The following is a 14,211-nucleotide window of genomic DNA, read 5'->3' as shown; positions in this document are numbered from 1 at the left end:
ATGCGGCCCACGCGCCCCCTCGGTGTTCGGACTCCATTGGAGCAAAGCGCGGCGGGCGATTCTGTACGCATACCCACACTGATTGCTCGCTAACGCACAGGCGGCGCGCGAGCGAACGAAACAGCGCTTGCGCATGCACGTGTCGCGCTTGCCTGGCCGTTGCGCGGGCAACGCCTGGCCTGCTGGTCGATGGCGCCCTGCGTAACGTGACGTGTCGTAACGCTGTCATGTTTCACGAGCGAACGTTTCTGCGCAGATCGCCTGCGGTGCAACAGAGCTGATTCAATTTCGAACGGTTCCGCGTACGTCCCGGCCGCTCGGCCATCCGCCCCGGGTGTGCATGTTTCAGCATGGAGTCATTTTCGAACACACCCTCCATCAGCCCGAATAACTCAAACAATTCAATCACTTGTGTATTTTTTGGAAGCTCGGCAGGCGGCTGTGCGCCGGTGAGGCATCGTACATATTTGAAACAAAAACCCGGCGTTACACCGGCTCGCTCAGGGCGTAACGCCCGCAAAGCCGCGCAAGCACAAGGTTTGCGACGCGCTGGCACACCCCCTGCTTAGTGGGAGGCGCCACACAGGCGTGACGCATACAACCGATATCGCGAACGCACTCGGGACTATGGGGCCGGCACGACGAACCAATAGCCGCTACGGGAAGCGGCATACAACAAAGGATTCGGCGGCCGGAATGACAAGACAAGGGGCGGCGAGAGCTGCTTCGCACGAGGACCAATCATGTTGACCCTTCAATCGGACCTGCACGGCAACCACCTGCTCGGCGCATTGCCGTCGCACGAGTGGCAAGCACTCGCACCGCATCTCGAACTCGTCCATCTGCGCACCGAACAACTGCTTTGCGATTCCGGCCAGCGCATTCACCACGTCTACTTTCCGACGACGGCGATCATCTCCATGCTTTCGACGATGGAAGACGGCAGCTCCGTGGAAATTGCCGCGGTCGGCCGCGAAGGCATGACCGGCGTGCCCGTGCTCACGGGCGGCGAAACCATGCCCAATCGCGTGCAGGTGCAGTGCTCGGGCTTCGCGTATCGGATGAGCGCACAGAGCCTGCGGCAGCAGTTCGCGCGCTCGGATTTCCTGCGCCGCCTCATGCTGCTCTACATGCACGCACTGCTCACGCAAGTGGCGCAGACCGCTGCCTGCAACCGCCATCACTCGCTCAGCAAGCAGCTGTGCCGCTGGCTGCTGATCGAGGTGGACCGCGTGGCATCGAACGACCTGACGGTCACGCAGCAGCTCATTGCCGACATGCTCGGCGTGCGCCGCGAAGGCATCACCGAAGCGGCGGGCAAGCTGCACGACGAAGGTCTGATCCACCACAGCCGCGGCCGCATCCGCGTGCTCGACCGCAAGGGCCTCGAAGCCCGCGCCTGCGAGTGCTACGGCCTCGTGCGCCGCGAGTTCGACCGCCTGCTGCCGCGCCTTCAGCAGGCAGAAACGGTGGAATGAGTGCGCACCGGGCTGCGGCCCGGCAGACGCGCACTGACTCGTCTCGATGGCTGTGTTGGCAAGGCGTGCCCGTCTGGGCACACCTTGCCGGTTGGCCCGTGTCGTAACAGGGCCAGCTAATCAGGATGACTGATTGATTTTTGCGTGCGACGGAAAGGTTCGTTTGATACCTTTCCGCCCACTGGTGCCCGGCACAACGCCTCGCACCCAGTCGAAAGCGAGCGGCGGCCCGCGCAACGGCATACGCGCGGGTTATCGCACGGCTTTGTGCGCCGCCGCTCGCGCGTGGTTAGCCCTTGCGGTATTCGACGCGCTCGACGCCCGCTTCGCCGCCCAGCAGGCACAGGTCGGCGCCGCGTGCCGCGAACAGGCCCACGGTCACGACACCGGGCCATGCGTTGACGTGCGCCTCGAGCGTGCGCGGGTCGCTGATGCGCAGGCCCTTCACGTCGAGAATCTCGTTGCCGTTGTCGGTGATGAAGGGCGAGCCGTCCTTCTGCACGCGCAGCACCGGCACGCCGCCGAGCGCCGTCACGCGGCGGCCGATGGCCGTGCGCGCCATCGGCACGACTTCGATGGGCAGCGGGAACTGGCCGAGCACCTCGACGCGCTTGCTCGCGTCGGCGATGCACACGAACACCTCCGACACCGAGGCGACGATCTTCTCGCGCGTGAGCGCCCCGCCGCCGCCCTTGATCATCGCGCCCGACGCGTCGATCTCGTCGGCGCCGTCCACGTACACGGGCAGCGATTCGATCTCGTTCAGGTCGAAGATCTTGAAGCCGTGCGCTTCGAGGCGCGCGGTGGTCGCGACCGAGCTCGACACGGCGCCGCGGTAGCGGCCCTTGCTGGCAGCGAGCGCGTCGATGAAGCAGTTCGCGGTCGAGCCGGTGCCGACGCCAATCACGGCGCCTTCCGGCACCTGCGCGTTGACATAGTCGGCGGCGGCCTGGCCGACCAGTTTCTTGAGTTCGTCTTGAGTCATGATGGGGAACTGCCCGAGGAGAGAAAAACGCGGAAAACGCATAGTTTACCGGAGTTGCGGGCGGGCGCAGCCGCGACTACGCCCGCCGCGCTTCGCGCAGGGCTCCGATAACGGAGGTCTTGCCGCCTCGAGCCGCGGTGCAACGCGCGCTTTCGCGATCGCGATCCCCATTGCAGCCCGGCTCGCCTCGCGCAGAAACCTCTTGGGACGGATACGTCAGCGGGCGGCCGCGCGTTGACGCACCGCCTCGAACAGGCACACGCCCGAAGCCACGGAAACGTTCAGGCTCTCGACCGTGCCCGCCATCGGAATCTGCATGACCTCGTCGCAGGTTTCGCGCGTGAGGCGGCGCATGCCCTCGCCTTCGGCGCCCAGCACCAGCGCGACGGGGCCGTCGAGCTTCGTCTCGTAGAGGCTCACTCTCGCGTCGCCGGCCGTGCCGACCACCCACACGCCCGCGTCCTTCAACTCGCGCAGTGCGCGCGCCAGGTTCGTGACGGTGATGTACGGGACCGTGTCGGCGGCGCCGCTCGCCACCTTCGCAGCCGTGGCGTTCAGGCCCACGGCGCGGTCGCGCGGCGCGATCACCGCGTGCGCGCCGGCAGCATCGGCCACGCGCAGACAGGCACCGAGGTTGTGCGGATCGGTCACGCCGTCGAGCACGAGCAACAGCGGCGAGCCCTGAATGCCGTCGAGCAGTTCGGCCAGGTTCTGGGCGAGCGGCAGATCGTGCACGCGCGCGACCACGCCCTGATGGCGCTCCGTGCGCGCGAGACCCCACAGACGCGTCTCATCCGCGGCGATAATGCGCACGCCCGCGTCCTTCGCGGCGTGCAGGAAATCCTGCATGCGGCGATCGCGCCGCGTCGTGTCGTAATAGACATCCTCGACCGTGGACGCGTCGTGCCGCAAACGTGCGGTCACCGCATGAAAGCCGTAAAGAACCTTGAGACGTGACATGACTTGATACAACCCCTGATGAACGGTTCGCGACGCGCAAGGCACGACGCCTCTCGCCGCGAACGAATGTGATTCCGCCGGCCGACGCGCGGTCCGGGTCACGCCGTGCCCGCGCCTGCGGCCACCTCGATGGGCGCCTCGGCGGCAGACACGGCGTGTCTGGTCAAACGAACATGCGCCGCGCGGCATTCGCGGCGCGGCGCATGGGTGCTACATACGCTGCGCGCCCACGCGCGCAGCACGGCTTCAGCGCTTCTTGCGCGGCGAAGACTTCTTGGCCGCCGCCTTCGACGCCGCGCGCTTTTTCGCGGTCTTGGCCGCGCTGCGCGCCGCGCGCGCTTCTTTCACGGCAGCGCTCGGCGCGGGTGCGGCCTTCTTGCGCCGCACGTCATCGCCGCCCTGGCTACCTTGCCCGCCTTGACCCGGCGGCATCGAGCGCACGCGCGGACCGCCGTCCGGCGCACCGCGCTCCTGCTGCTGGCCCTGCGGGCCGCGATTCATGGCGGGCTTGACCGGCGTGTCGCGCACGAGGCGGAAGTCGATCTTGCGCGCGTCGAGATCGACGCGGCTCACCTGCACACGCACGCGGTCCGAAAGACGGTAGCGGATGCCGGTGCGCTCGCCGCGCAATTCGTTCTTGATCTCGTCGTACTGGAAATAGTCCGAGCCCAGTTCCGTCACATGCACGAGGCCTTCGATGAACAGCGAATCGAGCTGCACGAAAATGCCGAACGACGTCACGCCGCTCACCATCCCGCCATATTCCTCGCCGAGCTTGTCGCGCATGAAATAGCACTTGAGCCAGGCTTCGACATCGCGCGAGGCTTCGTCGGCGCGGCGCTCGTTGGCCGAGCAGTGCAGGCCCAGCTCTTCCCAGATTGCCGTGTTCGCGCCGCGGGCGCGCTTGCCGCGCTTCGCTTCGTCTTCGGCCTGCAGCGCGCGGGCGCGCGGCGAGAGTGCCGTGTTGAGCTCGACGCCTTCGGGCGCCGCCGGCTGATACTTCTTGCCTTGCAGGATCGCGTAGATCGCACGGTGCGTGAGCAGGTCCGGATAGCGGCGGATCGGGCTCGTGAAGTGCGCATAGGCTTCGTACGCGAGACCGAAGTGGCCGATGTTGTCCGGGCTGTAGACGGCCTGCTGCATCGAGCGCAGCAGCATCGTCTGCAGCATCTGGGCGTCGGGCCGGTCGCGGATGTGCGCCATGAGCGCCGCGTAATCGCTCGCGTGGGGCGTGTCGCCGCCGCCGAGCGAGAGACCCATGCCGCGCAGGAAGGTGCGCAGGTTCTCGAGCTTTTCCGCGCTCGGGCCCGCGTGCACCCGGTACAGGCCCGGATGCTTGTTGCGCTTCATGAAGTCGGCCGCGCAGACGTTGGCCGCGAGCATGCACTCCTCGATCAGCTTGTGCGCGTCGTTGCGCTGACGCGGCACGATCTGCTCGATCTTGCCCTGCGCGTTGCAGACGATGTAGGTCTCGGTCGTGTCGAAGTCGATCGCACCACGCTTCTGGCGTGCCGCGAACAGCGCCTTGTAAACACTGTAGAGGTTCTGCAGATGCGGCAGCAGCGCGGTGCGCCGCATCGCCTCCGGCCCCTTGGTGTTCTTGAGCACCGCCGCGACTTCGGTATACGTGAGACGCGCCGCCGAATGCATCACGCCGGGATAGAACTGATACGCCTTGATCTCGCCGCGCGCGGTGATGACCATGTCGCAGACCAGCACACAGCGGTCCACGTGCGGATTGAGCGAGCACAGCCCGTTCGAGAGCTTCTCGGGCAGCATCGGAATCACGCGGCGCGGGAAGTACACCGAGGTGCTGCGCTCGATGGCGTCCACGTCGAGCCGGCCGCCCGGCAGCACGTAGTGCGAGACGTCCGCGATGGCTACGAGCAGACGGAAGCCGTCGCCGCGCCCGACCTTGATCGGCTCGCAGTAGACGGCGTCGTCGAAGTCGCGCGCGTCTTCACCGTCGATGGTGACGAGCGGCACGTCGCGCAGATCGACGCGATAGCGGATATCGGCGGGACGCACGGCATCGGGCAGCTTCGCGGCCTCGTCGAGCGCGGCCTTGCTGAACTCGTGCGGCACGCCGTACTTGCGCACGGCGATCTCGATCTCCATGCCGGGATCGTCGATGTCGCCGAGCACTTCCATGACGCGGCCGACCGGCTGCGAGTGGCGGCTCGGGAAGTCGGTGAGCTCGACCACCACGACCTGGCCGACCTTGGCCTTCTTCGCGTTCTGCGTGATGAGGATGTCGTGGCCGATGCGCTTGTCTTCGGGCGCGACGATGAGCGCGCCGTTTTCGTTCAGGAGCCGGCCGATCACGCTGCGGTTCGCGCGGTCCGTGACCTCCACGATGTGCCCTTCCGGACGCCCGCGGCGGTCGTAGCCGACGATGCGCGCGAGCACGCGGTCGTTGTGCATGACCTTCTGCATCTCGCCTTGCGGCAGGAACAGATCGTCCTGGCCGTCGTCGCGCACGAGGAAGCCGTAGCCGTCGCGATGGCCCTGGACGCGGCCCGCAACGAAGTTCGACGGATGCGCAAGCTGATAGTGGCCGCGCGAGTCGAGCCGGATCTGAGCGTCGCGCTCCATCGCGGCGAGCCGCCTGAAGAACCCTTCGCGCTCCTGGCGCTTGATGGCCAGCGCCTCGGCGATATCGTTCGCGGTACAGGGCGATTCGCTGGTCCGCAGCACGCCGAGGATCTCTTCGCGGCTGGGAATCGGATACGGATATTTGCTCAAGGGCTTGTCGATGGTTGTTCTCGTGACTTGGGACTTCGGATAGTGCGCGGATACGGGAAATCATGCCGCGCCCCGGTCTTCGAGTGCTGCAACATGCGGCTGGCACAGACAGCGCGACGTGGTGCACCGCTGCGCGGCACACCACGCGCAGTGACGCGTCGAGCGCTTGCGCCATACCGTCTCTACTGCTGCGAGGCATTCTAACACCCGCGCCGCACCCGGCAATTCAGCATGCAGGCTTGCGGAGCCGCCGCGCGCGCGACGCGTGCAGCGAACTCGGGTCCGATGGCGGCCGCGAAACTTTTTCTCAAAAGGGCCTTGACAGTCCCTACAGACACGCTAGAATCTCGTTCTCTGCTGCACGACACAGCGCAGCAGCAAGTAGTAAGCGACACCTTGCCCAGGTGGCGGAATTGGTAGACGCACCAGGTTCAGGTCCTGGCGGTGGCAACACTGTGGAGGTTCGAGTCCTCTCTTGGGCACCAAGATTCAAAAAAGCCGGCTTTATGCCGGCTTTTTCATTTTCGGCGTGCGAACGGCACCTCCCCTGCGCTTCATGTTTCACCGGGGCCTGCACGTCGATGCAGATCTTTCGCGATGTGAAGATTTGTTGAAAACTTCTGTTGACAGAAGCCGGAAACACGCTATAATCGCTGTCTAGCTTGAAGACGTGCCCAGGTGGCGGAATTGGTAGACGCACCAGGTTCAGGTCCTGGCGGTGGCAACACTGTGGAGGTTCGAGTCCTCTCCTGGGCACCACGCTTCTTCAAGACTAAAGTTTCATCAAAAAAGCCCGCACATTGCGGGCTTTTTTGTTTTTCGCGCACATCGTCTCCCCCGCTCAAAAAGCACCCCGCTATGTTTAGTGGTATACATTGATCGCAAACGGTCGGTGCCTGATGCACGTCGCCTGCACTGGACCATGCCGATAACAGGGAGACGAGATGTCCGTCGTCATTAGCGTCGCGATCATCGCCGTGGCCTTCGGCGCCGCGGCGACATGGTTGATCGCGACCAGATTGCCAGTCGAGTGGATCGAGCGCGGCCGCAACGATGGGCGCTATGCGGCGTTGTCCGCCGCAGACGAACCCATCGAAGCACCCGAAACCGATCCACGCCGCGTCCAGGCGCGCACCCACGCCCGGCGTGTGCGCCGCGCGCGCGTACGCGCGACGCACACGAGATCGGCGAAACTGGGTTGATCGTACAAAGGCGCGCGCCCTATTCTCCGGAACCCAGCGGCTCGCCAACGAACGCCCTCTCCGTACGCTTCGCGGGCGCGCCCGACTGCAGAATCCAGCGCCGCCGCATCGGCTGCAATACCACTTTCGCGCACACCCCCGCCATCATCGCGATACAGGCCGCGAAGTCGAACACCATGTTCCAGCCGCCGTGGAGCGCCAGCAGCGTGGCAATCGGCACCAGCAGCGCGGCAGTCCCCTTCGCCGTATAGAGCGTGCCGGCGTTGCCCGCCGCATAGCGCGCACCGAAGGTATCCGCGCAGGTCGCCGGGAAGTTCGAGAAGATGTCGCCGTAGAACAGGAACACGAGCCCCGAAAACAGGATGAAGAGATACGGGTCGTGGCCGAAGTAGCGCAGGCCGAGCAAGGCGAGCCCTTCTCCGAGGAAGGTCATGAACATCGTGTTCTCACGCCCAATGCGGTCCGAAATGAGCCCGCACAGCGGCCGCGTGAAGCCGTTGCAGAGATTGTTGATCGACAGCGTCATCGTCAGAAGCGGCAGCGTCATGCTCATGAACGTCACCGGCATCGAGGCGAAACCATACGACTTGGCGATCGGCCCGATCTGCGCGGTCGCGATGATGCCGCCCGTGGCAACGCACACGAACATCGCATACATCACCCAGAACAGCGGTGCACGGACCATCTGGCGCGTCGTGTAGTCGGTCTTCGTGGCGACGACGCGTTGCACGCGGGCCGCATGCGCGGGCAGCTTCGGACGGACCATCACCAGTGCGAACGCCATGATGCACACGCCCTGCAACAGGCCGAAGAACACGAAGGCCGTCTCATAGCCCGAATGCTGGATCATGCGCGCGATCGGAATGACGGTCAGCGCCGCGCCCGCGCCGAAGCCCGCGGCCGTCATGCCCGCGGCGAGGCCGCGCCGGTCGGGAAACCATTTGAGCGCCGTGCCCACGCAGGTGCCGTACACGCACCCCGCGCCGATACCCGAGATCACCGCCGCCACGTAGAGCACCGGCAACACGGGCGCCCATGCGTCGAGCATCCATCCCAGCGCCACGCAGCATGCGCCGCCCATCACGACCGGGCGCGGCCCGAAGCGGTCCACGAGCCAGCCCTCCACGGGGACGAGCCAGGTCTCCGTCACGATGAACAGCGAGAACGCGAGCTGAATCGCGGCCTGCCCCCAGTGATGCTTCGAATCCATCGGTACTACGAATAGTGTCCACGCATACTGCAGATTGGCGACTAGCCCCATGCAGGCGACGCCCGCCACGAGCTGCACCCAGCGGTTGTGCCGCCGCGCCGTATATGGGGCGTCGATGCGATCGGTGTGTGCCACGGTTGTCTCTCTCCGTACGTTGATGCGCCGCCGTCACCGGTGGCCTCGCGCGCGGCCGGCCTCGCCGTGCCACGCGCCGCTTGCCTTGCATTTCTTCTAATCAAGCCGATTCGAGTTGTCTGAGCAGCGCGTCGACGCTGCCCTTCGCATCGCCGAACAGCATCCGTGTGTTGTCCTTATAGAAAAGCGGATTGTCGACGCCCGCGTAGCCCGTTGCCATGCTGCGCTTGGAGACCACCACGGTGCGCGCCTTCCACACCTCGAGCACCGGCATGCCCGCGATCGGGCTGCCCGCATCCTCCTGCGCGCCGGGGTTCACGATATCGTTCGCGCCGATCACGAGCACGACATCGGTGTTCGTGAAGTCTTCGTTGATTTCGTCCATCTCGAGCACGATGTCGTAGGGCACCTTCGCCTCGGCGAGCAGCACGTTCATATGGCCCGGCAGGCGCCCCGCCACCGGATGGATGCCAAAGCGCACACGCACGCCCTGCGCACGCAGCCGCCGCGTGATCTCGCTGATGGTGCTCTGCGCCTGCGCAACGGCCATGCCGTAGCCAGGCACGATCACGACCTCGGCGGCGTTGCGCAACAGCGCTCCCACCTCCTCCGCCGAGGTCGCCACCACTTCGCCCTGTGGCGCCGCGCTTGCCGTGCTGGCCACCGCGCCAAAGCCACCGAGAATCACCGAAACGAAGCTGCGGTTCATGGCGCGGCACATGATGTAGCTGAGAATCGCGCCGCTCGAGCCAACGAGCGCGCCGGTCGTCACCAGCAGGTCGTTGTCGAGCATGAAGCCGGTTGCCGCCGCGGCCCATCCCGAGTAGCTGTTGAGCATGGACACGACCACGGGCATGTCCGCGCCGCCGATCGCCATCACCAGATGCACGCCCAGCACCGCCGCAATCGCGCACATCGCGACGAGCGCAGCGAGTGCATTCGGGCCCTGCGGCGCACTCACGAAGACATAGCCGAGCGCGATGCACACCGCGAGCGCCACGGCATTCATGAGGTGCCGGCCGGGCAGCACGAGCGGCTTGCCGCCCACCGTGCCCTGCAGCTTGAGGAACGCGACGATCGAGCCACTGAACGTCACGGTGCCGATGAACGCGCCGACATAGATCTCCGTGTCGTGGATCCCGCGCTCGATGGCGCTCGTTGCCGCGGCGGGCGAGAGGAAGTTGGCGAAGGCGATGAGCGTTGCCGCAAGACCGACGAAGCTGTGCAGCACGGCCACGAGCTGGGGCATTTGCGTCATCTCCACGCGCCGTGCGAGCACGGCGCCGACGCCGCCGCCCACCAGCGCCGCCCCCAGCGCGATCTCGAGCCCCGCGCCGCCCGTGACGAGCAGCGTGGCAAGCACCGCGATCGCCATCCCACAGATGCCGAAGAGATTGCCCCGCCTGGCGCTCGCCGGATGACTGAGCCCGCGCAGGCTGAGGATGAAGAGCGTGGCCGAGCCGAGCCACGCCATATTGCCGATTCCACCGAGCATGACGCCAGTCTCCTTAAGTCCGTTGGAACATCTTCAGCATGCGCTGGGTCACGAGGAATCCGCCCGCGATGTTGACCGTCGCGACCAGTAGCGCGACGCCCGCGAGCACGCTCACGACCGTGCCCGTATCCGCGCCGTTGGGATGCAGCAGCGCGCCGATCACGATGATCCCGCTGATGGCATTGGTCACGCTCATGAGCGGCGTATGCAAAGCGGGCGTGACATTCCAGACGACCTGATAGCCGACGAACACGGCCAGCACGAACACCGTGAAATGTGCCACGAACGCAGGCGGTGCGACGGCGCCGAGCGCGAGCAACAACGCGGCGGCCACGACGAGCGCGGCCAGCGGCCACGCGCTGCGTCCGCGTGCTTCAGCAGCGTCCGGGCTCGCGCCGCCTGCCGCAGCGTGCGCCTGCTGCGTGGCTTTCGCCGCAGGCGCGGCTGGTGCGGTCTGTGCGGCCGCCGCCGTCGGCACCGGCGGCGCGGGCCAGCACAACTTGCCCCGCTCCATGACCGTCGTGCCGCGCTGCACGACATCGTCCATGTCGATCGTTATTTCGCCATCCTTAAGAGGTGTGAGATCGGTCAGCAGATGACGCAGGTTCGTCGCGTAGAGCTGGCTCGACTGGTTCGCCATGCGGCTCGGCAGATCGGTATAGCCGATCACCGTCACGCCGTGCGCATGCACGACCTCGCCCACGCGCGTGAGCTCGCAGTTGCCGCCCTGCTCGGCGGCCATGTCGACGATCACGCTGCCCGCGCGCATGCACGCGACCATCTCCGCATCGATCAGGCGCGGCGCGGGCTTGCCAGGGATCAGCGCCGTCGTCACGATGATGTCCACCTCGCTCGCCTGGGCCCTGAAAAGCGCCATCTCCGCTTCGATGAACTTCGCGCTCATCACTTTCGCGTAGCCGCCGCCACCGCCGCCTTCTTCCTCCACGTCCACGCTCAGGAACTCGGCGCCCATGCTCTCGATCTGCTGCCCGACCTCGGGCCGCGTATCGAACGCGCGCACGATCGCACCCAGCCCGCGCGCCGCCCCGATGGCCGCGAGACCGGCCACGCCCGCGCCGATCACGAGCACTTTCGCGGGCGGCATCTTGCCCGCGGCCGTGATCTGGCCCGTGAAGATGCGGCCGAAATGCTGAGCTGCCTCGATTACGGCGCGATAGCCGGCCATGTTCGCCATCGAGCTCAACGCATCGAGCTTTTGCGCGCGCGAGATGCGCGGCACGCAGTCCATCGCGAGCACTGTCGCGCCGCGCGCGGCGAGCACGTCGAGCAGCGCACCGCTTTGCGCGGGCCAGATGAAGCTGATGAGTGTCGCTCCGGTCTTCAGGCGCTGCGCCTCCTCGATCGACGGCGGACGCACCTTCAGCACGATGTCGGCGTTGGCCCAGAGTTCGAGCGTGTCGCCGACGATGCACGCGCCCGCCGCGCGATACGCTTCATCGCCGTACGATGCCTGGTGGCCGGCGCCGGCTTCGATCTCGACCTCATAGCCGAGCTTGATCAGTTGTGCGACGCTTTCCGGCGTCGCCGCTACACGGCGTTCGTTTTCGAAGATTTCGCGCGGCACTGCAATGATCATTGCCATGGCGAGCCTCCGCTCGTGGATGTCGCGCTATCGCGTGCGCGAAGAATCGGCGGGGCGCAAACGCCCCTGGCGCGCCGATGGCGTGGCCATGCTGTCATGAAACGTCTCCTGTGTCGGCCGGAGCTAGTGCTTCAACACGTACTCCGGCCCCATGCAATGTAGTTATTGCCCAAATGCTGGAATCACTCGCGCGCGTCGCACCCTGCGCCGCGCGTCGCCTCGTTGCGCCCTCGTGGGACCGCTAGCGAGGCGGGCTGACTGTCCCGAGATACGTGAGCACGGCGAGCGCCGCCTTGCGGGCGCCCGCAATGGCGGCCGCCTCGCTGGCGAAGACGGTCTCGTCGGCCACGCGCTGCTCGGGGAACACGGCCGCGCCCTCGCCATGCGGACCATGCTCGCCGGACGGCTCGTCCGCGCGTGCGTGGATCGCGGCAAACGCCGCCCAGCCGCCGTTGTGGATGAACTGCCGGGCCGAGAGTTCGACCTCGTAATGTCCGAGTCTTTCTGTATGCATCGATGCGCTCCGTGCGGACCTGGATAGTGGCGTCAAGCGATCTGGCGACAACTGCGGGCCAACCCGCTGGCTCAGGACTGCTGCACCTGTGCCTGGGCCTGCGCTTCGAGCTCGGTAATGCGCTTGCGCAGATTGCGCTCCTCCTGGAAGCGCGCGGTCTCGTCGCGAATCACGGCGACGATGCCTGTCACCTCGCCCTGTTCTCCATGCAGCAGCGCGACGGTGAACGCAATGGAAAGCGCGCGTCCATCCTTGTCGACGGCGGGCACGCGCAGCACGTCGTTGCCGTAGCGCGTCTGCCCCGTCGCCATTGTCTTGTGATAGCCGTCCCAGTGGCGGCCGCGCAGCCGCTCGGGAATGATCAGATCGAGCGTCTTGCCCAATGCCTCGTCGCGCGTAAAGCCGAACATGCGGGTGGCGGCGGGATTCCAGTAAGTGATGTCGCCGGCGGCGTCCGAGATGACGATGGCGTCGCCGATAGCATCGGCAAGCTGTGCGAAATCGATGGCGGTTGGCATGTTTTGGGCAATGTGGGGAAAGGGTTGGGCCGGCAAAGCGCGGCGCGCGCGACACTCACTCGCACGCCGCGCTTTTCGGCCGGAGCGTCCCGCGCCTCAGACCGCGCGCGACTCATGCAACGCCGCGATCTGCTGCGGCGTGTAGCCAAGGTCGGCGAGCACTTCGTCCGTATGCTCGCCGAGCAGCGGCGAGCCCGTGATTTCCGGCTTCAGCTCCGAGAACTTGATCGGGCTGCCCACGGTGAGATACGAACCGCGTTCCTTGTGCGGGACCTCGACGATAGTACCGCTTGCGCGCAGCGAAGGGTCATTGGCAATTTCCTTCATGCTGAGCACCGGCGCGCACGGGATGTCGAACTTGCGCAGGATATCGACGGCCTCGAACTTGGTCTTGTCGGCCAGCCACGCCTCGATCGTCGCGAAGATGTCGAAAATATGCGGCTGGCGCGCCAGGGCCGTCTTGTAGTTCGGATCGTCGATCCACTCGGGCTTGCCGATCGCACGGCAGATCGGCTCCCATGCATGCCCCTGCACCGTGAAGTAGATATACGCGTTCGGATCGTTTTCCCAGCCCTTGCACTTGAGCACCCAGCCCGGCTGGCCACCGCCGCCCGCGTTGCCGCCGCGCGGCACCACATCGCTGAAGCTGCCGTGCGGATACTGCGGGTACTCCTCCAGATAGCCCACGCGGTCGAGGCGTTGCTGGTCGCGCAGCTTCACGCGGCACAGGTTGATCACGCTGTCCTGCATCGAGACGGCCACCTTCTGGCCCTTGCCCGTCTTGTCGCGGCCGATCAGCGCCGTGAGAATGCCGATGGCCAGATGCATGCCGGTGTTGCTGTCGCCGAGCGCCGCCGCGCTGACCGTGGGCGGGCCGTCCCAGAAGCCGGTGGTCGAGGCCGCGCCGCCCGCGCACTGCGCGACGTTCTCATAGACCTTGAGGTCGTCGTAGTGATGGCCTTCGCTGAAGCCTTTCACCGAAGCCACGATCATCTTCGGATTGAGCTCCTTGATGCGCTCCCACGTGAAGCCCATGCGATCGAGCGCGCCGGGGCCGAAGTTTTCCACCATGACGTCCGACTCGCGGATCAGCTTCTCGAGCACCTCCTTGCCTTCCGGCTTCTTGGTGTCGAGCGTGAGCGAGCGCTTGTTGCTGTTGAGCATCGTGAAGTAGAGCGCGTCCGCTTCGGGAATGTCGCGCAACTGCGAGCGCGTCACGTCGCCGGCGCCCGGCCGCTCCACCTTGATCACGTCCGCGCCGAACCACGCCAGCATTTGCGTGCAGGCCGGTCCGGCCTGGACGTGGGTGAAATCGATGATCTTGATGCCGTCGAGGGGTTTGCTCATTGCCTTGACTCCTGATTAA

General features: G+C 66.0%; 11 protein-coding genes and 2 tRNA genes. 4 read left to right on the top strand and 9 right to left on the bottom strand.

Annotation, left to right across the window (positions count from 1 at the left end; genetic code table 11):
- Positions 1–743 precede the first annotated feature (743 nt).
- A complete protein-coding gene (locus E1956_RS09505) occupies positions 744–1,478 on the top strand; it encodes a Crp/Fnr family transcriptional regulator (protein WP_028216738.1) in 735 nt (244 codons plus the stop codon).
- Between the two features lie 289 nt (positions 1,479–1,767).
- Here the strand turns inward: E1956_RS09505 and rpiA are convergent, their stop codons facing one another.
- The 3 genes from rpiA to rnr all read right to left on the bottom strand — a co-directional run bounded on the left by rpiA (position 1,768) and on the right by rnr (position 6,168).
- Positions 1,768–2,463, bottom strand: coding sequence for a ribose-5-phosphate isomerase RpiA (rpiA, locus tag E1956_RS09500; protein WP_134748360.1), 696 nt, complete (start codon positions 2,461–2,463; stop codon positions 1,768–1,770).
- A 216-nt stretch (positions 2,464–2,679) separates the two neighbouring features.
- On the bottom strand, positions 2,680–3,423 hold the full coding sequence (rlmB, locus tag E1956_RS09495; protein WP_134748359.1) for a 23S rRNA (guanosine(2251)-2'-O)-methyltransferase RlmB: 744 nt from the start codon (positions 3,421–3,423) through the stop codon (positions 2,680–2,682).
- A gap of 246 nt (positions 3,424–3,669) precedes the next feature.
- Complete coding sequence (gene rnr / locus E1956_RS09490; protein WP_134748358.1) at positions 3,670–6,168, bottom strand: ribonuclease R; 2,499 nt, start codon at positions 6,166–6,168, stop codon at positions 3,670–3,672.
- A gap of 398 nt (positions 6,169–6,566) precedes the next feature.
- Here rnr and E1956_RS09485 point away from each other — a divergent pair.
- The 3 genes from E1956_RS09485 to E1956_RS09475 all read left to right on the top strand — a co-directional run bounded on the left by E1956_RS09485 (position 6,567) and on the right by E1956_RS09475 (position 7,370).
- Positions 6,567–6,653, top strand: a tRNA-Leu gene (locus tag E1956_RS09485).
- A 187-nt stretch (positions 6,654–6,840) separates the two neighbouring features.
- Positions 6,841–6,927 (top strand) — tRNA-Leu (locus E1956_RS09480).
- Positions 6,928–7,112: 185 nt separating this feature from the next.
- On the top strand, positions 7,113–7,370 hold the full coding sequence (locus E1956_RS09475) for a hypothetical protein (RefSeq protein ID WP_134748357.1): 258 nt from the start codon (positions 7,113–7,115) through the stop codon (positions 7,368–7,370).
- Positions 7,371–7,389: 19 nt separating this feature from the next.
- Here the strand turns inward: E1956_RS09475 and oxlT are convergent, their stop codons facing one another.
- From oxlT to frc, 6 genes are all read right to left on the bottom strand, one after another.
- On the bottom strand, positions 7,390–8,715 hold the full coding sequence (oxlT, locus tag E1956_RS09470; protein WP_232071078.1) for an oxalate/formate MFS antiporter: 1,326 nt from the start codon (positions 8,713–8,715) through the stop codon (positions 7,390–7,392).
- Between the two features lie 100 nt (positions 8,716–8,815).
- Positions 8,816–10,210, bottom strand: coding sequence for an NAD(P)(+) transhydrogenase (Re/Si-specific) subunit beta (locus tag E1956_RS09465; RefSeq protein ID WP_134748356.1), 1,395 nt, complete (start codon positions 10,208–10,210; stop codon positions 8,816–8,818).
- Positions 10,211–10,223: 13 nt separating this feature from the next.
- On the bottom strand, positions 10,224–11,813 hold the full coding sequence (locus tag E1956_RS09460; RefSeq protein ID WP_134748355.1) for a Re/Si-specific NAD(P)(+) transhydrogenase subunit alpha: 1,590 nt from the start codon (positions 11,811–11,813) through the stop codon (positions 10,224–10,226).
- Positions 11,814–12,054: 241 nt separating this feature from the next.
- Positions 12,055–12,327 carry a hypothetical protein gene (locus E1956_RS09455; protein WP_134748354.1) on the bottom strand — a complete coding sequence of 91 codons (273 nt, stop codon included), beginning with the start codon at positions 12,325–12,327 and terminating at the stop codon, positions 12,055–12,057.
- A 71-nt stretch (positions 12,328–12,398) separates the two neighbouring features.
- Complete coding sequence (locus tag E1956_RS09450; protein ID WP_134748353.1) at positions 12,399–12,845, bottom strand: PAS domain-containing protein; 447 nt, start codon at positions 12,843–12,845, stop codon at positions 12,399–12,401.
- A 96-nt stretch (positions 12,846–12,941) separates the two neighbouring features.
- Positions 12,942–14,192 carry a formyl-CoA transferase gene (gene frc / locus E1956_RS09445; RefSeq protein WP_134748352.1) on the bottom strand — a complete coding sequence of 417 codons (1,251 nt, stop codon included), beginning with the start codon at positions 14,190–14,192 and terminating at the stop codon, positions 12,942–12,944.
- Positions 14,193–14,211 lie beyond the last annotated feature (19 nt).

This window comes from Paraburkholderia pallida (assembly GCF_004524855.1).
Taxonomy (GTDB): domain Bacteria; phylum Pseudomonadota; class Gammaproteobacteria; order Burkholderiales; family Burkholderiaceae; genus Paraburkholderia; species Paraburkholderia oxyphila.
The sequence above is the reverse complement of the archived record's forward strand: the minus strand, read 5'-3'. Positions and strand labels throughout refer to the sequence as shown.